The sequence below is a fragment of the Sorangium sp. So ce367 genome, assembly GCF_051520455.1.
GTDB classification, from domain to species: domain Bacteria; phylum Myxococcota_A; class Polyangia; order Polyangiales; family Polyangiaceae; genus Sorangium; species Sorangium cellulosum_B.
This window is the reverse complement of sequence record NZ_CP150334.1, coordinates 8,027,739-8,048,357: the sequence shown is the minus strand read 5'-3', so window position 1 is coordinate 8,048,357 and position 20,619 is coordinate 8,027,739. Positions and strand designations below refer to the sequence as shown.

Genomic DNA, 20,619 nt, shown 5'->3' with positions numbered 1-20,619 from the left:
TAGTTTTTCGCAGGGTCATGGGGCCAGCTTCCGAGGTTTTTCGCAGGGTCATGGGGCCAGCTCGGGACGCCGCGGTCGGGATCTGAGACGGGCTCCTTCCGACGACGGCGCGGGTCGCCGTCGGAAGGAGCCCGATGCCCTACCGAGAGCTGATCATGGTTGACATCAAGGAAATGCTCCGCCGTCGTGCGGCGGGGCAAAGCGCGCGTCAGGTGGCGCGCGAGACGGGGTTCGATCGCAAGACGGTCGGCAGGTACTTCGAGGCCGCAGCGACGTTGCCACTGCCGCGCGACCGCGAGCCGACGGACGAGGAGATTCATGCGATCGCCCAGCGCGTGCAGGCGCGCCCGGTGCCCGACGCGAGCGACGAGAGGAAGCAGATCGACGCGCATCGCGTGCGTATCGAGGCCTGGCTCGCCCAATCTCGCCCGCTGAAGCTGCGGAAAATCCACACGCTGCTCCAGCGCGACCACGGCGTCACGGCGAGCTACGACACGCTCTGGCGCTTCGCCAAGGAGGAGCTCGCGTGGCGCAAGAAGACGCCGACGGTTCGTGTCGCTGATACCGAGCCCGGCGAGGTCGCGCAGGTCGACTTCGGCCTCATGGGCAGGCTGTTCGATCCTGCGACGCAGCGAGTTCGCAATCTGTGGGTGCTCGTAGTGACGCTCGTGTACAGCCGCTACCAGTTCGTGTGGCCCTCGTTCGAGCAGACCACCGTGGCGGTGTGCGCGGGCCTGGATGCGGCGTGGCGGTTCTTCGACGCGATGGCGCGCGTGATCATCCCGGACAACATGAAAGCCATCGTGCTGCGCGCCGACGAGCTCACCCCCGTGCTCGTGCCGGCCTTCCTCGACTACGCTCAGACGCGCGGGCTGTTCGTGGATGCCGCGCGTGTCAGGTCGCCGAGAGACAAGGCACGTGTCGAGAATCAGGTCGCCTACGTGCGGGAGAGCTGGTTCGACGGCGAGTCGTTCACGAGCCTCGACGACGCGCGCGTGTCGGCTGAGCGGTGGTGCCGCGACGTCGCCGGCGCGCGCGTCCACGGCACGACGCGCGAGGTGCCGCGCGAGGTGTTCGAGGCGCGCGAGAGGAGCGCCATGAAGCCGGCGCCGGCCGCGCCGTTCGACGTGCCGTACTGGACCGACGCGAAGGTGCACCCTGATCATCACGTGCAGGTGCTCCGGTCGCTCTACAGCGTGCCCTCCCGCTACGTCGGCAGCACAGTGCGCGTCCGCGCCGACGGCGCGTCGGTGAGGATCTACGCCGGCACGGAGCTCGTGAAAGTGCACGCGCGCGTCGCGCCGGGCAAGCGTTCCACCGATCCGAGCGACTACCCCATGGGCAAGGACGTCGCGGCGGTGCGCGACGTCGCCTCGCTCATCGCGAGCGCGAAGAAGTGCGGAGTGCATGTCGGGGTCTACGCTGAGCGGCTGCTCGCGGTGCCATTGCCCTGGACGCGCATGCGGCTGGTCTACGCGCTGCTGCGTCTGTGCAAGAAGTTCGGTAACGGGCGTGTCGAGGCGATCTGCCAGAGCGCGCTCGCGTTTGATGTCGTCGACGTGCAGCGCGTGGCGCGCATGCTCGAGACGGCGAAGACACCGGCGTCACCGTCCACGGGGCAGCGCACGGTCGTTGCGCTGCCCGCGCCGCGGTTCGCGCGCAGCACGGAGCACTTCGCGACGCGCATGCCGGCGGCTGCCGCGACCAAGGAGGACTCGTGATCAGCTCGAGCGATGTCGACCCCGCGCTCATCACGGCGCTCAAGCGTCTTCGTCTCGGCCGCATCGCGGCGACGCTGCGCGAGCGTCTCCTGGTCGCCGAGAAGCAGTCGATGGGACACGAGGAGCTGTTGCTCATGCTGCTCACCGACGAGATCGCGCGTCGCGAGGCCAGCGCGACGGAGAGTCGCGTACGCGACGCCGGGCTCGACCCGGCCATGCGCCTGGAGCTCTGGGACAAGACCGCGAAGGTCAGCTTCGACAAGCGTCTGCTCGGCGGGTTCACGAGCCTACGCTTCCTCGAAGAGCACAAGCACATCGTCATCCTCGGCTCTGTCGGCGTGGGCAAGACCTACCTCGCGAACGCGCTCGGACACCTCGCGTGCCAGCACGGCTACAGCGTGCGCTTCTTGCGCGCCGACGCGATGCTGCGCAGGCTGCGCCAGAGCAGGCTCGACAACTCACGCGACGCCGAGATGATCACGCTCACGACCGTCGACCTGCTCATCCTTGACGACTTCGCGCTCGAGGCGATGAACAAGGAAGAGAGCCGCGACGTGTACCAGCTCTTCCTCGAACGCACAGGCAACGCTTCGATGATCGTCACGAGCAATCGCGACACGGCCGAGTGGCTCGCGATGTTCGACGACGTGCTGCTCGCGCAGAGCGCCGTCGATCGGTTCAAGAACGCGGCGTTCGACTTCATCATCGAGGGGGAGTCGTACAGACCGCGGCTCAAGCCGAAGCTCGACGAGAGCACCACGGCCGCGCCGGTGCCCGCGCGCAGCAAGCCGCCCACCCACCCACGCAGCAGGCGGCGATGACCGCTGCGGCCCCGGCGAGGACGTCGAGCCCGGGGCCGCGCCTCTGACCCCTCGCTCCGATCGGCGTGCCTCGCCCCCCTCGTCGACGGGAGCGCGGGTGTCGCCGGGGGCGGGGTGTACCTGCCTGCTCCTGGGCGTCGCGGACCCTGCCGGGATCTACACGGGGGCCTGGGTGGCCCCATGACCCTGCGAAAAGAGAGACGTCGCCGGTCGCTGCGCGCCCGGCTCCGGGGACCTCGACACGCTTCGCGGTCTCGGGCATGGTCGAGACCGATCACGGCGTCTCCCCCTGGCCCCATGACCCTGCGACGGGGTGGCCCCATGACCCTGCGACGTGGCACTGGGGGCTCGGCTTCACTCGCCGGAGGCTTCCTCGGCGCTGCGCAAATTTTCCTCCACCGCGCTCGGCAGACGCGAAGATCGGCCTTACAGAGGCCACAGACGGCCGGTAGTATCGTCCACATGCCGGGGCGCGGCCGCGACGGGCTGGCGGCGCCGTAGGCAGACCAATGACAGCGAAACTAGACGAGGATACCCTCGGGGGGAGCTCGGCAGGGCTCGGGCGAACGGGTTCGGCCGGGCCGTGCTTGGCGCTCTAGGCAGAACCAGGTCGAATGGGAGCGACCGGGCTATCGAATGATGATTGGGGGCACTCACCCAAGCCAGACCGACTGGGCTGGAAGGAAGATCTTGACGATGGCGACAACCGCAGCCGTAAACGCTGGATCAAGCTACTGCCGTGACTGCGGCGGACCCGTCACCGAGCTCGGCGGTTTCGCGTGGTGCGAGAACACCAGGTCGAAGGGAACTCAGCAAATCCGTCAGGATCGCTGCGAAAACTTTGGACGACAGCGACGCCGTTTTTGCGAGCATTGTGGGCGTTCGGTCAATGGAGTTCAGCCCTGCGCAGCTGGGCACGCAGCGTCGAATCCGTAACTATGGCACGTAGCCCATTCAGCCGAAGGAGGATCATGAGGCAGTTCCAATTTTCGGCCTACGATCAGGGCGAACTCGTCCAATGCGGAGAGGCGTTCAAGAAGGACATTCTCGACAACGTAGATGTGTTCGGTGTGCTGTACGATAGCCGTATCTGGACCGACTATGTGCTCCACTGGTTCGCGTGCGTGGCCCCTCTCAACGTGGTGACGCATGCGCACGAGCCGCGCGCTGCTGCGTCGTGGCAAACTCTCGTCAGTGGCAGGGATATTGCGCGACGCATGCCTGGTTCCCGAAACGCGTCCGAATTCCTGCTCGATCTCACCCATGTCGAAGTGCTTCCCATGCTAGTCAGGACCGGGCAGGAGCAATCACCTCGGGTGTCTAGCGTTCGTCTCGGACTCGAGTCAGAATGGGGGCACGCGACGTCGACTGCATGCAACATCGAGCGCGTCCTCTATGATGCATCGAAGCTTGCCGCTGTTCGCGCCAGTGCGAAGGTCATGATTTTCGGTTCGATTAATGGTGACAACCACAGCGATATCGCAGAAAGCCTCCGCAGGCTTCGAAAAGCCAGCCGCGATTCGGCTCCATGGCTGTGGATCGATATTCCCTGGAACCAAGACCGACGCACCGGAAAGTGGGAGCCGAGTTTTGGGGTCGAGCCGTAGAGCGATGGGAATCCTGGCGCCTGCCTAGCTGCTGGTGACTGACGGTTTGGGCAGCCTCGCTTCGTTTGGCAGCTCGGCCCGCGGCGCAGCGGCGAGTCGCTGGGCGGACATGGCACAGAGGGCCCGACAATTTGCGAGCTCGCCTCACCGCGTCACGCGCTCTCTCCCGCCCGGTTCGCCGGCTCGATGCACGGCGCGAGGTAGCGACAGACCGCCTTCTTCGCCTCCTCGACGTAGAGCGCGCCCTGCTGCTCGTCCTGCTGTGCGGCGAGGGCGAGCAGCGTCGAGGCCATATACAGCGCGCTCTGCGCGACGACGCGCCGCTCGGCGGGCGCGAGCGCGGGCGTCAGCGGCGAGAGGAGCGCCTCGACGCGCGCCGAGAACTCGTCCCCCCACGCCGCGGCCGTCGAGAGCAGCGCGCCGGACAGCTGCACACCGAACCATAGCTCCCGGTAGCCGGGCTCCGTCCGGTAGAACGCCGCGAGCGCGTCGAGCCAGCGCTCGGTCAGCGCGCGCCACGAGCCCGGCGGCGCCTCCGCGAGCGCCGCCTCGGTCCGCGCCCGCAGCCGCTCCAGGTAGCGCCCCGTCAGGGCGTGGAGCACGGCCTCCTTGTTCGGGAAGAACTCGTAGACCGAGCCGATGGACGTCCGCGCCCGCGCCGCGATGGCGTTCGTGGTGACCGCGTCGAGCCCGCGCGACGCGAGCAGCGCCGCCGTCGCGTCGAGGATCCGCTCCTTGCGCCGCTGGCTCCTCGCCTGCAGCGGCACCCGGCGGGGCGCGGTCGATGGCGGCTTCTTGCGCTTCGTGGCCATGCGCCGAGCGTACTTGACAAACTGAGCAAAAGCTCGACTATATCCGAGTGAAAGCTCAACTTATGGATCGGCTCGGCCAGATAGCGCAGATCGAGCCGTCTGGCGCGGCGCCGGCCGGCGCCACGCCGGTCGGCGAGGCCGCCGGGCGGGTGGGGGCGCTCCGCCTTGGCTGGCCGGGGCTCTGCGCTGTCTCTGCCGCGACGCTCGCCTACGCCGCGTACCCGTCTGCCGCGGAGGATCGCGCCCTCGGCCTCGCCTGCTTCGGCGTCGCGCTCGCCTCCCTGCTCGCCGTGGCGCGTGCGCCGGACCGGGCGGCGCTCCACGCGCCTCTCCTGGCGGTGCTCACGCTCGCGCCAGCGGCGGTGGGGCTCGTCGCGCCCTGGCCGCTCTCCCTGGCCGCGCCGCTCGTCGTGCTCGCGCTGCTCGCGCGCGCCGTGCCGGCGCTGCGGTCGTCGATGCCGCCGCTGCGGCGCGGCTCGTTCGGGCCTGCGGTCCTCGGCTGGATCGCGGCGGTCGTCCTCGTCTCCGCGCTCGCGCTCGTGCTCTGGGTCCGGCTGATGCGGCCCGATCTGTCGCAGATGCGGGCCCTGCTCCCGCCCGTCTCGCTCCCCCTGTTGCTCCTCGGCGGCCTGGGGTTCGCGCTCTTCAACGCGCTCCTCGAGGAGGCGGTGTTCCGCCTGGTGTTCCTCGGATCACTGGACGCCGTGACGACCTCCGGCTGGACCGCGGTGCTCGTCCAGGCGGCCGCCTTCGGGCTCCTCCACCTGAGCGGCTTCCCGAGCGGGGCCGTCGGCGTCGGGCTGGCGGCGATCTACGCGGTGATGCTCGGCGTGCTCCGGCGCCGCGCGGGCGGCCTCCTCGCGCCGTACGTGGCGCACGTCGCCGCCGATCTCACCATCTTCGCGCTGCTGCTGACCTGGACGCGGTGACCCGCGGCTCCGCCGCTTCACCGGCGGGTTCGGCGGAGAAGCAGGACGCCTGGCTGCCTGCTCAGGCCGTTCGGAGCCCTTGCCGCTGACGGGCGGCGGAGTAGCGTCGGGGAGGGCACGCCGCCCCGCCCGAGGCGCCATGAGCATCCAGGTCCCCATCGGCATCGACGACTTCCGCCGGCTCCGCGAGCTGGGGCTCGAATATGTCGACAAGTCGCACCTGATCCAGGAGCTCGTCGACAGGCCGGGCACCGAGGTCGTCCTGCTCCCGCGCCCGCGGCGCTTCGGCAAGACGCTCAACCTCTCCATGCTGCGCTGTTTCTTTGAGCGGCGCGCACAGGATCTCTCCCCGCTGTTTCGTGATCTTCGGATCTGGCAGGCCGGCGAGCAGTACCGCGCGCACTTCCAGCGCTACCCGGTGCTCCACCTGACCTTCAAGGGCATGAAGGCCGAGAGCTTCGATGCGTTCTGGGAGGGGGTGCAGGACAGGATCGCGCGCCTCTTCGACGAGCACCGTGACCTGCTCGGCAGCGGCGCGCTGAGCGAGCGTGAGGCCCGGCGGTACCGTGAAGTCCTCGACGGCACGGCCGGCAGGATCGCGTACGAGACAGCGCTGCTCGACCTGTCGAGCTATCTCCACCGCTTCCACGGCGAGCGCGTGGTTATCCTCCTCGACGAGTATGACGAGCCCCTCCACGCCGGGTATCTCCACGGCTACGCCGCGCAGGTCATCGGCTTCTTCCGTGCTTTCCTCACCGAGGGCCTCAAGGGCAATCCGCACCTGTTCAAGGCGGTGCTCACGGGCGTCCTGCGCGTGGCACGGGAGAGCATCTTTTCAGGTCTCAACAACGTGGCTGTCTACTCGCTGCTCGCGCCGGAGTTCGACACCTGCTTCGGGTTCACGGAGCCCGAGGTCGAGTCGCTGCTCACGAGGTCTGGCCGGCTTGAGCGGCTCCCGTCGCTGCGCGCCTGGTACAACGGGTACCTCTTCGGCGACACCGTCGTCTACAACCCGTGGAGCGTCCTGAACTTCCTCTCCCGCGAAGACGGCGCGCCGCAGCCCTACTGGGTGAACACGAGCTCGAACGATCTGGTGCGGGAGCAGCTCGAGCGGCGCGCGCTCGCGCTCGAGCCGGCGTTCGCGACGCTGCTCGACGGCGGCAGCATCGAGCGCGTGCTCGACGAGAGCGTGTCGCTCGGGGAGCTCGACCGGAGCGACGAGGTGCTGTGGAGCCTCCTCGTCTTCACGGGATACCTCAGGGCCGAGAAGCGCTCGCGCGGGCCGATGGAGCAGCCTGCGCACCTGCTCTCGATCCCGAACCGCGAGCTCCGGGGCGTATACTCGACGATCTTTCGGCGGTGCATTGAGCTGGGTGCGGCGAGCGTCCCTTTCGCCGTCGCGCAATGAAGCTCAGGTGCGCTGGAGCGGAGCGCACCTTCGTGCGCCCCAGGGATGTTCAGCTCAGCCGCAGCCGGGCGAGCTCGGCTGTTCTCCCGCCGCGCGCAGGCGCTCCTTGATGTCGTCGGACAGGCACATCCGCGAGACCATGTCCTCGAACGTGTCGCGCCGCCGGATCAGCCGGCTCTTGCCGCCGTCGACGAGCACCTCGGCCGGCCGCAGCCGGCCGTTGTAGTCGTAGCTCATCACGTGGCCATACGCGCCCGCGTCCATCAGGACGACCACGTCCCCCTCGGCGACGTCCGCGGGGAACTCGCGCTCCGCGATCCACATATCCGTGTTCTCACAGACCTGGCCCGTCATCGCCATCGGGGCCGTCTGGCCGCGGCGGCCGTTGATCCGCACCTCGTGGTAAGCGCCGTACATCACCGGGCGCGCCATCGTGTTCATCGAGATGTCCGTGCCGATGATCGTCTTGTATCCCTGCTTGATCGAGATCACCCGCCCGAGCACGTAGCCCGCGTCCCCGACGAAGTAACGCCCCGGCTCCATGACGAGGCGCGGCTCCTTCAGGCCGTGCTCCGCGCACTTCTTCCGGACCATCGCGGCGATCCCGCGGGCGACGGCCTCCACGTCGAGCGGCGGCTGCTCCCGCCGGTAGGGGATGCCGAGCCCGCCGCCGATGTCCACGAAGGCGAGGTCGAAGCCGAGCTTCCGGGCCACCGGGCCGATCAGGTCGAGCAGCTTGCCCGTGACGTGCGCGAAGTTCTCCGGCTTGTTCGCCTGCGAGTGAGGCATCATGTGCACCCCGAGCCGCTCGACCCCGTTCTCGAGCGCGGTGCGATAGGCCTCCTCCACGTGGCGCGGGTGGATCCCGAACTTCGCGGACGGGCCCGCGAACGGCTTCAGATCGGGGGTCGCGATGTCCTCGCCGCTCGGGTTGATCCGGAACGACATGCAGCGCGGCTTCCCGAGCGCGAACAGGCGCTTCAGGATGCCGTGATCATCCACGTTGAAGTTCACGCCGGCCCGCAGCCCCGCGGCGAGGTCCTCGTCCGAGAGGCTGTTGCCCGTGTAGATGATCCGCTCGCCCGACAGCCCGAGCGCCTGCGCCAGGCGGATCTCGTTCGGGCTCGCGGCGTCCACGCCCGAGCCCTCGTCGACCAGGAGCTTCGCTATCTCCAGGTTGTTGCACGCCTTGATGGCATAGAAGACGGACACCTCCGGGTAATTGCCGCGCAGCGCCCGCGTGAGTCGACGGAAGTTCTCCCGGATGCGCTCGGCATCGTAGGCATAGAGCGGTGTTCCGTATTGCTCCGCGAGGTCGCGGACCGAAATGCCCCCGATCTTGATCTCTGCCTCTTGCATACTCCTCGTGGCGTCAACGCTTCAACTTTGAGAGACAACCTGAAGAAACCGTTCGCGATTCCGCGGCACAGCCTACCATGCGCCCCTGGCGGCCGGAAGGGGCGCGCCCTGCCTCGAGGTCCAGGGAGGCCGCCGGTACCCGCGCCCGCGCGTCCCACCGCGCCCGCGCCGCGCCTCCCAGGCGCGCTCGCCCGGAGCGCCTCGCGCGCGGCTACTTCACGGGGTCCCGGCTGATGAACAGGTGCCGCCAGAGCGCGCCGAGCCCGCCCACGAAGAGCGAGCCCTGGCGCTGGTCGATGTCCTCGGCCGCGGCGGGGTCGAACGGCAGCTGCTGCGGGTCGATCACCGCGAGCAGGGCGCGCTCGTCCGCCGTGGGCGAGGGGTGGAGCCTCAGCCGGCACGAGCTCCCGGGCGTGCGCGGCCCGGTCGCCGGGCTCGCCAGCCCGTCGAGGCAGGCGACGAGGTCGTCCACCCGATCGAAGTCGGCGTCCCCCAGGTGCTCGCCGATGAGCGACGCGCGCACCGCGCGGATCGAGCGGCCCAGCGCGTCGTCGGGGTCGTCGGTCTCGACCGAGGCGTTGATCTCCGTGTCGATCGAGAGGCTGCGGTTCGTCAGGTTGGCGGAGCCCACGGTGAGGAAGCGGTCGTCGACGATCATCACCTTCGAGTGGATGTACGTGGCGCGCTCGGCGGTCTCGTCCTCGCCGCACGCCGGCAGGGTGTAGTAGACGCCGAGGCGATGGCCTGTCTCGGCCGCCACGTCGCGCAGCCCGCCGAGCACCTTGGCCTGGGAGAGGCCGACGGCGATCTGCTCCTTCATCGTCTCGGCCTCCATGTTGAGCAGGAGCACCACGTCGAGGAGCGGCCGGCCCTCGGCGCGCATCCGCTGCGCGAGCGCCTCGGCGATGACGTGAGAGCTGAAGTACTGGGTCTCGATGTAGATGAAGCGCTCCGCGGCGTCGATGGCGTCGAGGAAGAGGTCGCGTATCTCCGTGCGGTGCGGGGCGCCGGTGGGCGCGCCGTGCGGATCGGTGCGGCTCAGCGTGACGCGCGCCGCCGCGAGCGGGATGCCGCCCTCGGGCCGGTAGTCGGGGAACGTCGGATCGGCCTCGTCGAGGTCCGGCAGCGTCATGTCCACGCCGCCGGCGCGCCGCCAGCGATCCGTGAAGATCTCGGTCAGCGCCCGCGCGACCGAGCGGCTGCGCAGGTAGGCCTGCACGTCGTGAAACGGCTTGTGCGGCTCTCCTCGGCTGACGCGGAGCGGGTTCTTGTTCGCGTGGCTGCGGTCGTCCCAGCGGTGATCGCAGAGGTCGAGGCCGCCGAGGAACGAGAGCTCGCCGTCCACCACCACGAACTTCTGGTGGTGCGAGGCGCGCTCGACGTGGGTGGCGTCGAAGAGGAAGCGCAGGCGATGGTTCGTCCACTCGAAGACGAGCTGCTGGAGCCACTCGCGCTCGAGCGCGAACACGAGGTGGAAATCCCACGCGAGGATGAAGATCTGGAGATCGGGGCTCTGCTCGCAGAGGTGGTTCAGGAACTTGAGCAGCGTGATCGGGCTCGACACCTGCTCCTCCCTGCCGCCACGGAGCAGGGCGACGTCGCTGTCGAACTGCCATCCGGCGAGGAGCAGGTACCGCCGCGCGCTGGACGCGACCCGGTAGAACTCGGGGTAATACTCGTCGGCGTCGACAAGCAGGCCGATGTCGTCCACCGGGGTGTCGCACCACGTGTGGCGGCGAGGATCGATGATCGTCCGTGCGCTCCTCATCGTGATCGCGCGCCTACGGCTTCAGGTGCTCCTCGATGAGCCGCTTCAGGCCCGCGACGTCGGGCCGGGTCCCGCTCGCTTCGCCGATGGCCGCGAGCCGCTCCGCCTCGTCGCGCGAGAGATCGGGGCATATCCACTCCAGCAACGCTGCCCAGTCCGGCGCGCCGTCGCAGCTATAGCAGTCATCGGGGATGGGTGTATTGTCGGGGAAATTCCGGAAAACCAGGTACGGCATCGCATCTACCTTCATGCCGGGATCACGGTCGCGTCGTCGTGGCGTCGTCACCACGGCTCGCGCTCGCGCGTCCGCGGAGCGCTCGCCACGTCGGCTATGGCGCCGGCGGAGCGAGGGAGCAAGCGTGCCCGGGGCCGCCAGCGGCCGCTCCGCCGGCGGGCTGTGTCCGGCGTGGGGTGCAGTGCACATTCAGGGGGAAGCAGGGAGGAGGGCGCGCGGCGCGCGCGATGGCGGTCAGGTCATCGCGCCGGCGCAACCCACGCTCCGGCGCTCGGCCGTGTCAGGGGGCGCAGCCGATCCGCTCCGGCGCGACCGCCACATCGTCATACCACATCGTCCGCGCCGGGCCGTGGAAGCCGAGGTAGCCGAAGCTGAACGACTTGTAGTCGTTCACCTTCCAGGCGGCCTTGTCGATGATCTTGGCGCCGTCGGCATAGACCTGGACGTCGCCCTTCACGCCGTCGAAGTAGGCCTCCATGCAGTGCCACTGGTCCTTCGGGAGCTTCACACCGCCGCTCCCGCACTGGGTCTGGCCGCCCGTGGACAGGACGACCTCGTCGCGGTGGTTCAGCACGATCTGGCAGTACTGCTCGGAGACCTCCATGTTGTTGCCCTCGTTCGGCTCGCCGCTGCCCGTCATGGCCTGGAAGTAGCTGTTGTGCCCGGACTGGCCGATATCGACGCTGCTGCGCACGTAGAGGCGGACCCAGAATGTCGGCCCGGGCGACGGGACGGAGAGCATCCTCCAGTCGTAGCCGCTGCCGCCGGGGTTCACGCGCAGCGCGCGCGTGCCGGCGTAGAACACTGAGGAGTCGATCGCCATGTTCTTCGACGCATCTTGCGCCTGGTACGACGGGCGGTAGGTCGCGCCCGCGGGCAGCCCTTCGCCCTCGAAGTCGGCGCAGAACGTAGCGCTCGCCGGGCACCCGCCGGTCGGCGTCCCGCTGCCGGTGCTCGACGTTGCGCTCGTCTCGGGAGTCCCGGTGGCTGTGGTGGTGCTGCTGCTGGTGTCGCCGCCGCCGCCGCTGCTGCTGCTGCTGCCGGTGCTGGTGCTGCCGTTGCTGGTGGTGCTGGTGCCGTTGCTGGTGGTGCTGGTGCCGCTGCTGCTGCTGCCGGCGACGGGGCTGCCCGCGCCCGAACTCACGCTCGAGGCGCCGCCGGTCCCCGCGCCGCTGCCGCCCGCGCCCCCCGTTTCCGAGGCGTCGCTCGCGCCGTCCGAGCAGCCCGCCGCCGCGGCGGACAGGGCCAGACAGGAGATCCCAACCCACGTGAAGCGTGCGATTTCGCGATCGAAAGTCATGTTGATGCCCGAAGGGTGAGCGGCCGTTCGCCGGGGCTGCGCGCTGCCGCAGCGCGGCACGTCCGCTGGTGATCTTTAAGGAACTGCTGCTGCGCCGGGGCGCGACCAGCGCCCGACGCGGCTCACAGCTCTAGCAGAATTCACCGCACCTCGGGAGGCGTTCTTCCGGGTCCAGAGAGGCCGTAAACTTCTGGCAGCGGTTCCGGCGACGTGGATGCGCGGAGCAGGGCCGCGGCGGGGGCGCGCTGCCTCGTCGAGCGCGGCGCGGTGAGCGGCGCGGCCCCGCAAGGCGCCGCGGCCCGTCACAGCATGCGGGACCTCAGGTGCACGGAGCGCACCAGATGATCGGCGTCGCCGTGCATGTGAACGACCACGGCCCCGACCGCGGCCTTGACCACGTACGCTGTGCCGTGGACGTTGCCCATGCCACCGGGGACATTCACGTCGATGTTGCTCACCTTCCACGCTTCGATCGTCTGGCACAGCGGCTCGATCCGATAAACCAGGGTGTCGACCCAGATGTTCATCCCGACCATGACCTGGCTCGCAGGACAGATCACGCTGCCCGGCGATCCGCCGTTGCCGCCGGCGGTCACGGTCTGGAAGGCGGTGCCCAGGGTGCCGTCGCTGGCGAGCGGCGCGCAGATCAGGCCGATTTGATCGAGCGAGCCGCCGCTCCGGCCGTGGACGCCGACAGCCACGTTGCCGTTCCCACAGGCGATGTCGTAAGCGATGTCGCTGCCCGCGCCGCCCATGCCGCCAGCGCCGCCGATGCCGCCAGCGCCGCCGATGCCGCCAGCGCCGCCTGTGCTGCCAGCGCCGCCGGTACCGCCAGCGCCGCCGGTACCGCCAGCGCCGCCGGTACCGCCGGTACCGCCAGCGCCGCCCATGCCGCCGCCGCCCGCGTCACCGCCGGCCGTACCGCCGCCGGTGCCGCCAGCGCCGCCGCCCGTCGCGCCGGCGGAGCCCGAGAAGTCGAGATCGTCGACCCCGGAGATCGCGTTGCATGCCGCGCTCCAGCACACGAGGGCGAGCGCCGCGGCCACGACCGTCGCGAGAGGCGTCGTCGTCCGGACTGCTGCGTGTTCTCTCATCGGAAGCTCCCGTGGCGGATGAACTGGCCGGGCCGGAAGCTCGCCTGGAGGGCTGACGAGGCCGGGGGACCGAGGCGCGGGGTGGGATCAACCAGGGGGGGGCGGGTTGGCGGCATGAGGTCTCCCCTTCGGGGATCGAGGTCTCGGTGCGGGCGACGGTCTGCTTTGCCGAGGCCAGGCTGACCCGGAGGGTGCGGTCGTCGTGGCGGGCGGTCAACGACGAGGGCAGCCAGGACGTCCGGCGTGACCATACCTGCGAGAATGGCCGGAAGGAACCTGAACCTCGCCCCGAAGGCCTTCGCGAAAGCGTTGCCGGCGAGCGGCAGGCCTTTGCCGGGGAGGCAAGGACCGGGGCGTGCGCGGGCGATGCCCCTCTCGCCGCAGATGCATGGCGATGCCGTGGCGGAGCTGCGACGCCGCGGGGAGCGGCGGGATCAGAGCGGCGAAGGGCCGGCTCCGAGGTGGGAGAGCCGAGCGCGCCCGCCCGCTGCTCGAGCGCGCGCCGCGTGTCTGTCAGATGGGTGGGGAGTCGTGCCTGGGACTGAAGAAGCCCGGGCGCGTGGCGCGCGGGATGCCGATCCCGCGCGCGTTCATCCTGCGATGCTCAAGGCCGAGCGCTCACTTCATCGACACGTTCACGCTGGCGCTCCCGCTGCTCTGATAGCCCTCCACGACCATCGAGACCTCGTACAGGTTCCCCAGCTTCATCCCCAGGCGATCCCACGCGTTGAAGTGGTTGGCGACGCTGATGGTCCCGCTCGTGCGCTTCTGCTGCCGGACGCTCCAGAACTGATAGAAGGTCTTGGTGCCTTCGATCGACGGCTGGTTGACTCGCTCGGTCCGATAGATGTCATAGGTGCCTCCGTCGCTGGTGACGGTGCCCATGAACCCCTGGCCGCCCGGCGGACGCCAGGTGCCCCAGCTGTCGATGATGTAATACTCGATGAGCGGGCCCTTCGTCCACCCGTAGACGCCCAGGTACGAGTTGCCGTTCGGCCGGTAGTCGGCCGAGTAGGTCACGACCTGGTTCTTCGACCCGGGCCTCAGGCCTTTACGGCCCAGCAGGTTGTTGATGTTGCTCCACTCGACGTTGAAGCCATTCGCCGTGTTGGTCTGGCATCCGCTCCCGTTGTCCTTCCAGTACTCGAAGGTGTAGCCGCAGTGGGTGCCCGTCTGATTGGCGCAGACCTGCTGGTTGGGTGACGTGCACGTGCTGCCGCCGCCGGAGCCGCCCGTCCCGCCGGAGCCGCCCGACCCGCCGCCGCCGCCGGCACCTCCCGCGCCCGAGCTGCTGCTGGACGAGCTCGAGCTGCTGCTGGACGAGCTCGAGCTGCTGCTGGACGAGCTCGAGCTGCTGCTCGACGACGAGGCCGAGCTCGAGCCGGTGATCGTGCCGCCGGAGCCGGTGACCGAGGCGATCTCGGGCCGCCCGCTGCCGCTCGCGCAGAAGCCCCACTGCGTCGAGGAGCCAATGCCGACCGCGCCGTTGTGGTCCACGTTCGTGGCGCTGAGCTGGCCGTTCGACTCCGTGAACTTCACGTTCCACGGGTTGGGCTTCGTCGAGCCCTTGAGCGCGACGACGACGTTCCAGCCGGTGGTCGCCGGGCTGCGGGAGTTGTTCTTCACCGTCACGTTCGCGCAGTAGCCGCTTCCCCAGTCCGAGGTGACGGCGACGCTCGCCGACATCGAGCGGTCCGCGCTGTCCAGCGCGCCCTCCTGAGCCTCGATGTCCTCGTCGACGATGTTCTCGACGCTGCACGCCAGAAGGCCGCACGCGATCGAAGCGGATAGGTAGCCAAGTAAGGGAACGATGCGCATTTAAGATTCTCCATGATCGGATCGGCGGAGTCGCGGACCTCTGTTCGAGATGGATCTATGAACCATCGAGACAGACGCGAGCCCTCCGAGCCATTGGTTTAAAGTTCAACATTTCCGGCCAACGTGCTCGTGATCCGGAGATCACGGATGCGCCCGCGGGCCTGCGCCGACCACATGCCTGGCAATCACGATGTTTGTCGGACAGATGCTCACATGCGAACACCCCGTGTGGCGGGGCCGGGCATCAACTCGGAAAAAGCAAGAACAACTCGAACGTACAGCCGTAAGAAGCAAGTAGCCCCGGCAGATTCACCCGGAGTAGGCCCCTGTACGATCCTGCAACCGACTGCGGCCCCCGGCCGAGAGCGGTCCGGATCGCCAAGGTAGATTGACATCTTCACACAAACAGGAGGGCAAAGTCAAGACTCTTTTCTAAGTCGCGTTTGCTTTTGCGCGGCGCTGCCCGGCAGCGTCTTGGCGTGCTGTTTGTCTTCTCTTGTTTTGTTTTGCTTGCTTTGTAAGAGCAAGATCCAGCCACGTTGCGCGTGGAGGTCCGAGGATAGAACCTTGATTTGTTCATCTCTTCTGGAAAAGCGACGAACTCTCGAGAAAAAACGGCCTCCGGCCGAGCTTGGTCATCCGGTCTTGCGGTGAAACTCCACGAGGAACGGTGCCTGACCGTCAGGGTCGAACTGATGCAGCGTCTCTGACACGACGTTCCCGGGCGCCCCGGATCAAGCGGCATCTCTCGATCGCCGGGCCTGTCGGTGCGACAGAGGAGCCGTCCGGAGACCATGTGGAACACGCCTTACACACCGGGGCTGGCCGCAGGGTTTGACGAGCCTCTCGGCCGTCAGCCCTTCTCTCCGTCCTTCCGGATCCCGAGCTTCTGCATCTTGCTTTGCAGCGTCGTCGGCTTCAGCCCCAGCGCCGCCGCGGCCCCGTCCTCGCCGTAGATCTTCCCTCCCGCTGCCCGCAGCGCGTCCTCGATGCAGCGCTGAGCCGCCTCTCGGTACGTCATCACGCGCCCTGTCGCGCCGGGCGCCGCGGAGAGCGGCGCTGACAGGATGAGCTCGTCTCCTGTCGACATCACCATCGACCGCTCGATGACGTTCTCCAGCTCCCGCACGTTGCCCGGCCAGCCGTGCGCCCGCAGCCGCGCCATCGACTCGGCGCTCACCCGCGGCGGCGTCCGGCCGAAGCTCGCCGCCACCTTCTCCACGATGACGCGCGTGAGCGGCTCCAGGTCCTCCGGGCGCTCCCGCAGCGGGGGGACGATGATCGGGAATACCTGCAGCCGATAATAGAGGTCCTCGCGGAACGCCCCGCTCGCCACCATGTCCTCGAGCGGCCGGTGCGTCGCGGCGATCACGCGCACCGAGACGCGCACCGCGCCCTCGCCGCCGACGCGCTCGATCTCGCCCTCCTGGAGCACGCGCAGGAGCTTCGCTTGCGCCGCCCTGGGCAGCTCGCCGACCTCGTCGAGCAGCAGCGTCCCGCCGCTCGCGCGCTCGAACAGCCCGAGGTGCCGGGCCGCGGCGCCCGTGAACGCGCCGCGCTCGTGGCCGAACAGGGCGCTCTCGACGAGCCCCTCGGGCAGCGCTCCGCAGTTGACCGCGAGGAACGGCCGCTCCGCGCGGCGCGACAGCGCGTGGATGCGGCGCGCGATCACCTCCTTGCCCGTGCCCGTCTCGCCGCGCACCAGCACGGTCGTGTCCTGCCGCGCGACGAGCGGCACCATCTGCTGGAAGATCGCCCGCATCGCCGGGCCCACCGCGACCACCTCCCTCGGCAGGGCGACGCGATCGAGCTCCTCCTTGAGCGTCCGCTTCTCCCCCTGCGCGCGGCGCGCGATGGCCGCGACGCGCCCGAGGACCTGCACCTGCCGTAGCGCCACGGCGAGCAGGCGACCTGTCGCCTCGAGCAGGGCGGGCGAGACGTCGAGCGCCGCGCCGCCGCCGAGCGCCATCGTGGCGCAGCCGACGGCGCCCTCCGCGTCGCGGAGCGCGAAGACGGCGATCGTCTCGCCGCCCGCGCCGCGCCGGACCTCCGGCGCGCCCGGCGCGGCCGCGCCGCGGCGCAGATCGAGCCGCAGCAGCGGGAGATGGCGCGAGAGCGCGGCGCTCACCGCGGGGACGAGCGTCGCCTCGGTGTGCGCGCGGGCCGAGGCCTCGCCGAGGTCGGCGAGCAGGAGGAGGGCGTGATCGGCGGAGGCGGTCATCGTGCGCGGAGCGAGGCCGACGAAATGGCGTTGCGCGGCACCGTAGGGGCGTTGCCTGGACCGCACAAGGCCGGCGAAAGCCCGGGAAAAGCCGCTCGGGCCGCGGGCACGCGCCCTGCTCCCTGCCGGAGGAGGGAGAGGAGAGCGCGCGGACGACCGCGCGCCACGGAGAAGGAAAGGAACCCTCATGGCCTACGTCATCGCCGAGCCCTGCGTCGCCACGTGTGATACCGCCTGTGTCCCTGTCTGCCCCGTGGACTGCATCCACGGCCCGCTCGCGGCGGACGAGATCTCGCGCATCCCCGAGGGAGAGCGGAAGACGCGCCTCGCCGGTCTCCAGCTCTACATCGATCCCGAGTCGTGCATCTGCTGCGGCGCCTGCGAGAACGAGTGCCCGGTGGGCGCCATCTTCGATGAAGACGAGCTGCCGGCCGAGTGGCAGCGCTACCGGGAGATCAACGCGCGCTTCTTCGACGATCGCGCGAAGGAGCGCGCTCCGGAGGGGACCTGAGCGCGGCCCGGGAGCGGCCGATATCGAGGATCGACACAAGGAGACGCGGATGTGGCCGCGGGGCGTTGACAGCCCGGAGTCGCCGCGATGTCATGCGCCTCTCTTCCACGTGCTCCGCCCACCGGTCAGCTTCCAGGCGCGCGCGATGTGCATCGGGCTCTGCTGTGCGGCGCTCGTGTGCATGGCGCCGCCCGGCCCGAAGGGCGTGCTTCCCTTCCTCGCGTCTCCGGCAGGGCTGGGCGTCGCTGCGCTGGCGCTCATGGCGCTGGGGACGTCGATCGAGGACCTCGGCAGGATCCGGCGCATCCGCGTCGGCGTGGGCCTCTGTATCGCGGCCGCCGCGCTCCTCGCGGCCGGCGCGCTGTGGGGCGCCGCGCTGCCCGCGCTCAAGCCGTCGCTCGCCTGGTTCGCCTGGCTTCTTTATGGCGCCGGCGCGATCGGCGTCGCCCTCGCGCTCCGGCGTGACATCTCGGTCTTCCGCGATCCACGTCATGGTCAATCCGTCCGCCTGGAGTCGATCTCGGCCGACGCCGTTCGTCTCACCGCCAACGGGGCTCCGGTCACCATCCCCGCCGCCCAGATCCGCAGCGTGAGCCTCGGCGCCAGCCTTGAAGGGCGGGGCGTCTTCGTCCTCGTCGGCAGCCGGGACAAGGTGATCGGCGACGCGCGGGCGCTGCCCTGGGTCGCCGCCCATCGGGACGGCGATACCTTCGTCTTGACCGAGCACCAGGCGGCGCTCGACGCGGAGGTCCTGGCCGTGCGGCTCCACGAGGCAGCTTCCGCCAGCGGAGGGGATTATCGATGAAGGTGAGCGAACACGCGGCGGATGACGCTCTCGAGATCCCGCTCCGCCGTCCCTATCTGGAGCTCCTCCTGAGCGCCCTCTTCTTTGGGGTCTGTGCGGCGGTCCTCGCCCATCGGGCCCAGACGAACGATCGCGGCCTGATCCTGAACGGGATCCTCCATTTCGAGGCCGGAGGCGCCGACGTGTTCTATGCGGTGCTGGCGACCCTGTCAGGCGCCTTCTGCGCGCTCGGCGTCCTCGTCGCCGCGCGGTTTGCGGCGCTCAAGGAGTTCCGGATCGTCCTTGGCCCTCGATCGATCACCTTGCCGTCGATGCGTCCGCTCCGTGGCGCGCGGGAGGTGACCGTGCCGCTCGATCGAGTCGAGTCCGTGGAGCTGCAGCCGCCGGCCAAGCCGATCACGCTGGTGATCCGCGAGGACGATCGCTCCCATAACATCCCGCAGCGCTGGCTCCCCAAGGGCAGGTCGGCCGAGGAGGTCGCCGGCGCGATCATCGCGCGGGTGCGGGGGTCGCAAGCGGGGCAGCGCGCCCGCGGGTAGCGCGCTGCAGGTCGTGGGATCTCGGCCGCGATGCGGTAGTAGGATGGCGCCCGATCACGAGGAGGCACCCATGAAGGCCGCGGCCACGCTGGTGAAGGACATTCGCGAAGAGCTCCGGAGCATCGACGATCAGCTGAGGGCTCACCCCTATCCGGACGCCATCGAACGGGGGGAGGTCACGGCCCTTGGATTGAGGGCCTTCCCGGGCCACCAGCACCACGTGGTGCTCAGCGACCTGCGCTCGATGGCGATGATGCTCCAGCGCTTCGGGGACACGCCCTGGCGCGATTTCTGGAGCGGTGTCCTCCAGGGCGAGCTCGTGGCGCCGGACGGGATCGCTGCCATGGGCCGGAAGCTCGGCATGACGAAGGACGACCTGGATCGGTACGAGGTCACCGCGGAGGGGTTCGCGTATGCCGTTCAGATGGCCTGGGCGGCGGCCAACGCCTCGGCGGCCGAGATCGCGTGCGCCCTGCTCATCAACTTCCCAGCCTGGGGGTTCAACTGCGGCAGGATGGGGAAGGCGCTCCGCGACCGGTACGGCTTCGGCCCGGAGCACACCGCCTTCCTGGACGCGTTCGCGGCCCTGCCATCGTTCGAGGACACCGCGGTCGCCATCGTGCAGGACGGGCTCGACCGCGGCGTGGAGCCCCGCGCGATCCGCCGCACGACCAGGCTATTTCAGGCGTATGAGAAGATATTCTGGGACGCGATGATGGCGCTGGGAGCGCAGAAGGCGCGCGGCTAGCTAGCGTCGCCCTTCCTCGCCGTGGAACGCGGGCTTGTCCATCAGACCCTCCGCGAACCAGTGCTTGATCGTGCCCGGTGCTCACACCGACGGCGCGGTCGGGTCGACAAGGGCGGCCGGCGCGGGCAGTGGTACACATTGCCGTCATGACGACGACGGCCGCGCCGCGATCCATCTATCTCCCCAGAGCCTTCGAGGCACCCGACCTCGCCGACCTCCACGATCTCATCGACGCACACTCCTTCGGCATGCTCATCGCGCCCGGGGAGGACGGCGTGCCCATGATCGCGCACCTGCCGTTCCTTCTGGAGCGCGACAGCGGCCCTCACGGCACCTTGCTCGCGCACGTCGCGCGGGCCAACCCGATCCGGCGCGCGCTCGACGGGAGCACGCCGGTCCTGGCCGTCTTCCGCGGGTTGCACGGGTACATCTCGCCCGGGTGGTACGCCTCGCGCGACGACGTGCCGACCTGGAACTACGCCGTCGTTCACGCGCACGGCGCGCCGCGAGCCATCGAGGACCACGAGGCGCTCCTCGCGCTGCTCGCGCGCCTCTCTGACGTCAACGAGCGCGGGCAGCCCGAGCCCTGGAGCGTCGCGGAGCTCTCGCCGGAAAAGCGATCCGCGCTGCTCCCCGCGATCGTCGGCTTCTCGATGGAGATCACGCGGATCGAGGCGAAGCTCAAGCTCTCTCAGAACCGCCGCCCCGAGGATCGCGACGGCGCCATCGCCGGGCTGCGCGCGCAGGGCACGCCCGACGACCTCGCGCTCGCGGAGGCGATGGAGCGCGCCCGCCCCCGCTGAGCCGTCAGCCTTCGCGCGCTTGCGACCTCCTCGCGGGGGCCCTTCCAGCCCGCCGCACTCACGGCGGAGCGGCGCTCGACGTGAGGCGGCGCTTCCTCGAAGCGCGCCCGGGCAGCCCCC

At 69.5% G+C, this 20,619-nt stretch carries 19 protein-coding genes; 11 read left to right on the top strand and 8 right to left on the bottom strand.

Features of this window, described 5'->3' with window-relative positions:
- Window positions 1-155 precede the first annotated feature (155 nt).
- The 3 genes from istA to WME97_RS30330 all read left to right on the top strand — a co-directional run bounded on the left by istA (window position 156) and on the right by WME97_RS30330 (window position 4,149).
- Window positions 156-1,721 carry an IS21 family transposase gene (gene istA / locus WME97_RS30340; RefSeq protein WP_437541801.1) on the top strand — a complete coding sequence of 522 codons (1,566 nt, stop codon included), beginning with the start codon at window positions 156-158 and terminating at the stop codon, window positions 1,719-1,721.
- Window positions 1,718-2,542, top strand: a complete 825-nt coding sequence (locus tag WME97_RS30335; RefSeq protein ID WP_437541803.1) for an ATP-binding protein — start codon at window positions 1,718-1,720, stop codon at window positions 2,540-2,542. The genes istA and WME97_RS30335 overlap by 4 nt, the downstream gene beginning before the upstream one ends.
- 971 nt (window positions 2,543-3,513) lie before the next feature.
- Window positions 3,514-4,149, top strand: coding sequence for a hypothetical protein (locus tag WME97_RS30330; RefSeq protein ID WP_437542470.1), 636 nt, complete (start codon window positions 3,514-3,516; stop codon window positions 4,147-4,149).
- A 152-nt stretch (window positions 4,150-4,301) separates the two neighbouring features.
- Here WME97_RS30330 and WME97_RS30325 read toward each other — a convergent pair whose 3' ends face one another.
- On the bottom strand, window positions 4,302-4,961 hold the full coding sequence (locus tag WME97_RS30325) for a TetR family transcriptional regulator (RefSeq protein WP_437542469.1): 660 nt from the start codon (window positions 4,959-4,961) through the stop codon (window positions 4,302-4,304).
- Between the two features lie 47 nt (window positions 4,962-5,008).
- On the opposite strand from WME97_RS30325, the gene WME97_RS30320 reads away from it, so the two are divergent.
- Both WME97_RS30320 and WME97_RS30315 read left to right on the top strand, forming a co-directional pair.
- A complete protein-coding gene (locus WME97_RS30320; protein WP_437542468.1) occupies window positions 5,009-5,890 on the top strand; it encodes a CPBP family intramembrane glutamic endopeptidase in 882 nt (293 codons plus the stop codon).
- Window positions 5,891-6,029: 139 nt separating this feature from the next.
- Entirely contained in the window at window positions 6,030-7,298 is a 1,269-nt protein-coding gene (locus WME97_RS30315; RefSeq protein ID WP_437542467.1) for an AAA family ATPase, read from the top strand.
- A gap of 54 nt (window positions 7,299-7,352) precedes the next feature.
- Here WME97_RS30315 and lysA read toward each other — a convergent pair whose 3' ends face one another.
- The 4 genes from lysA to WME97_RS30295 all read right to left on the bottom strand — a co-directional run bounded on the left by lysA (window position 7,353) and on the right by WME97_RS30295 (window position 11,483).
- On the bottom strand, window positions 7,353-8,657 hold the full coding sequence (lysA, locus tag WME97_RS30310) for a diaminopimelate decarboxylase (protein ID WP_437542466.1): 1,305 nt from the start codon (window positions 8,655-8,657) through the stop codon (window positions 7,353-7,355).
- A gap of 211 nt (window positions 8,658-8,868) precedes the next feature.
- Window positions 8,869-10,425: a phospholipase D-like domain-containing protein gene (locus WME97_RS30305; RefSeq protein ID WP_437542465.1), complete on the bottom strand. Its 1,557-nt coding sequence runs from the start codon at window positions 10,423-10,425 to the stop codon at window positions 8,869-8,871.
- 13 nt (window positions 10,426-10,438) lie between these two features.
- On the bottom strand, window positions 10,439-10,660 hold the full coding sequence (locus tag WME97_RS30300; protein ID WP_437542464.1) for a hypothetical protein: 222 nt from the start codon (window positions 10,658-10,660) through the stop codon (window positions 10,439-10,441).
- A gap of 280 nt (window positions 10,661-10,940) precedes the next feature.
- A complete protein-coding gene (locus tag WME97_RS30295; RefSeq protein WP_437542463.1) occupies window positions 10,941-11,483 on the bottom strand; it encodes a hypothetical protein in 543 nt (180 codons plus the stop codon).
- Window positions 11,484-11,643: 160 nt separating this feature from the next.
- Here WME97_RS30295 and WME97_RS30290 point away from each other — a divergent pair, with 160 nt between their 5' ends.
- On the top strand, window positions 11,644-11,979 hold the full coding sequence (locus tag WME97_RS30290) for a hypothetical protein (RefSeq protein ID WP_437542462.1): 336 nt from the start codon (window positions 11,644-11,646) through the stop codon (window positions 11,977-11,979).
- 283 nt (window positions 11,980-12,262) lie between these two features.
- Here the strand turns inward: WME97_RS30290 and WME97_RS30285 are convergent, their stop codons facing one another.
- From WME97_RS30285 to WME97_RS30275, 3 genes are all read right to left on the bottom strand, one after another.
- Entirely contained in the window at window positions 12,263-13,054 is a 792-nt protein-coding gene (locus tag WME97_RS30285; protein ID WP_437542461.1) for a hypothetical protein, read from the bottom strand.
- A gap of 618 nt (window positions 13,055-13,672) precedes the next feature.
- Window positions 13,673-14,740: a glycoside hydrolase family 11 protein gene (locus tag WME97_RS30280; RefSeq protein ID WP_437542460.1), complete on the bottom strand. Its 1,068-nt coding sequence runs from the start codon at window positions 14,738-14,740 to the stop codon at window positions 13,673-13,675.
- A 985-nt stretch (window positions 14,741-15,725) separates the two neighbouring features.
- Window positions 15,726-17,093, bottom strand: coding sequence for a sigma-54 interaction domain-containing protein (locus WME97_RS30275; protein ID WP_437542459.1), 1,368 nt, complete (start codon window positions 17,091-17,093; stop codon window positions 15,726-15,728).
- Window positions 17,094-17,280: 187 nt separating this feature from the next.
- On the opposite strand from WME97_RS30275, the gene WME97_RS30270 reads away from it, so the two are divergent.
- From WME97_RS30270 to WME97_RS30250, 5 genes are all read left to right on the top strand, one after another.
- Window positions 17,281-17,604, top strand: coding sequence for a 4Fe-4S dicluster domain-containing protein (locus WME97_RS30270; protein WP_437542458.1), 324 nt, complete (start codon window positions 17,281-17,283; stop codon window positions 17,602-17,604).
- A gap of 109 nt (window positions 17,605-17,713) precedes the next feature.
- Window positions 17,714-18,409, top strand: coding sequence for a hypothetical protein (locus WME97_RS30265; RefSeq protein ID WP_437542457.1), 696 nt, complete (start codon window positions 17,714-17,716; stop codon window positions 18,407-18,409).
- Complete coding sequence (locus WME97_RS30260) at window positions 18,406-18,948, top strand: hypothetical protein (RefSeq protein ID WP_437542456.1); 543 nt, start codon at window positions 18,406-18,408, stop codon at window positions 18,946-18,948. Before WME97_RS30265 ends, WME97_RS30260 begins: the two co-directional genes overlap by 4 nt.
- 70 nt (window positions 18,949-19,018) lie before the next feature.
- Window positions 19,019-19,696, top strand: a complete 678-nt coding sequence (locus WME97_RS30255) for a hypothetical protein (RefSeq protein WP_437542455.1) — start codon at window positions 19,019-19,021, stop codon at window positions 19,694-19,696.
- Between the two features lie 146 nt (window positions 19,697-19,842).
- The gene (locus WME97_RS30250; protein ID WP_437542454.1) at window positions 19,843-20,499 is read left to right on the top strand and encodes an FMN-binding negative transcriptional regulator; all 657 of its coding nucleotides are present in this window, start codon (window positions 19,843-19,845) and stop codon (window positions 20,497-20,499) included.
- Window positions 20,500-20,619 lie beyond the last annotated feature (120 nt).

Bases quoted from the DNA above. Each gene is read 5' to 3' on its own strand.
- WME97_RS30275 (WP_437542459.1), bottom strand. From the start codon at position 17,093: ATGACCGCCTCCGCCGATCACGCCCTCCTCCTGCTCGCCGACCTCGGC.
- WME97_RS30260 (WP_437542456.1), top strand. From the start codon at position 18,406: ATGAAGGTGAGCGAACACGCGGCGGATGACGCTCTCGAGATCCCGCTC.
- WME97_RS30280 (WP_437542460.1), bottom strand. From the start codon at position 14,740: ATGTCGGCGAGCGTCGCCGTCACCTCGGACTGGGGAAGCGGCTACTGC.
- WME97_RS30305 (WP_437542465.1), bottom strand. From the start codon at position 10,425: ATGAGGAGCGCACGGACGATCATCGATCCTCGCCGCCACACGTGGTGC.
- WME97_RS30250 (WP_437542454.1), top strand. From the start codon at position 19,843: ATGACGACGACGGCCGCGCCGCGATCCATCTATCTCCCCAGAGCCTTC.
- WME97_RS30285 (WP_437542461.1), bottom strand. From the start codon at position 13,054: ATGAGAGAACACGCAGCAGTCCGGACGACGACGCCTCTCGCGACGGTC.
- lysA (WP_437542466.1), bottom strand. From the start codon at position 8,657: ATGCAAGAGGCAGAGATCAAGATCGGGGGCATTTCGGTCCGCGACCTC.
- WME97_RS30255 (WP_437542455.1), top strand. From the start codon at position 19,019: ATGAAGGCCGCGGCCACGCTGGTGAAGGACATTCGCGAAGAGCTCCGG.
- WME97_RS30270 (WP_437542458.1), top strand. From the start codon at position 17,281: ATGGCCTACGTCATCGCCGAGCCCTGCGTCGCCACGTGTGATACCGCC.
- WME97_RS30325 (WP_437542469.1), bottom strand. From the start codon at position 4,961: ATGGCCACGAAGCGCAAGAAGCCGCCATCGACCGCGCCCCGCCGGGTG.
- WME97_RS30295 (WP_437542463.1), bottom strand. From the start codon at position 11,483: ATGGCGATCGACTCCTCAGTGTTCTACGCCGGCACGCGCGCGCTGCGC.
- WME97_RS30300 (WP_437542464.1), bottom strand. From the start codon at position 10,660: ATGCCGTACCTGGTTTTCCGGAATTTCCCCGACAATACACCCATCCCC.
- WME97_RS30315 (WP_437542467.1), top strand. From the start codon at position 6,030: ATGAGCATCCAGGTCCCCATCGGCATCGACGACTTCCGCCGGCTCCGC.
- istA (WP_437541801.1), top strand. From the start codon at position 156: ATGGTTGACATCAAGGAAATGCTCCGCCGTCGTGCGGCGGGGCAAAGC.
- WME97_RS30330 (WP_437542470.1), top strand. From the start codon at position 3,514: ATGAGGCAGTTCCAATTTTCGGCCTACGATCAGGGCGAACTCGTCCAA.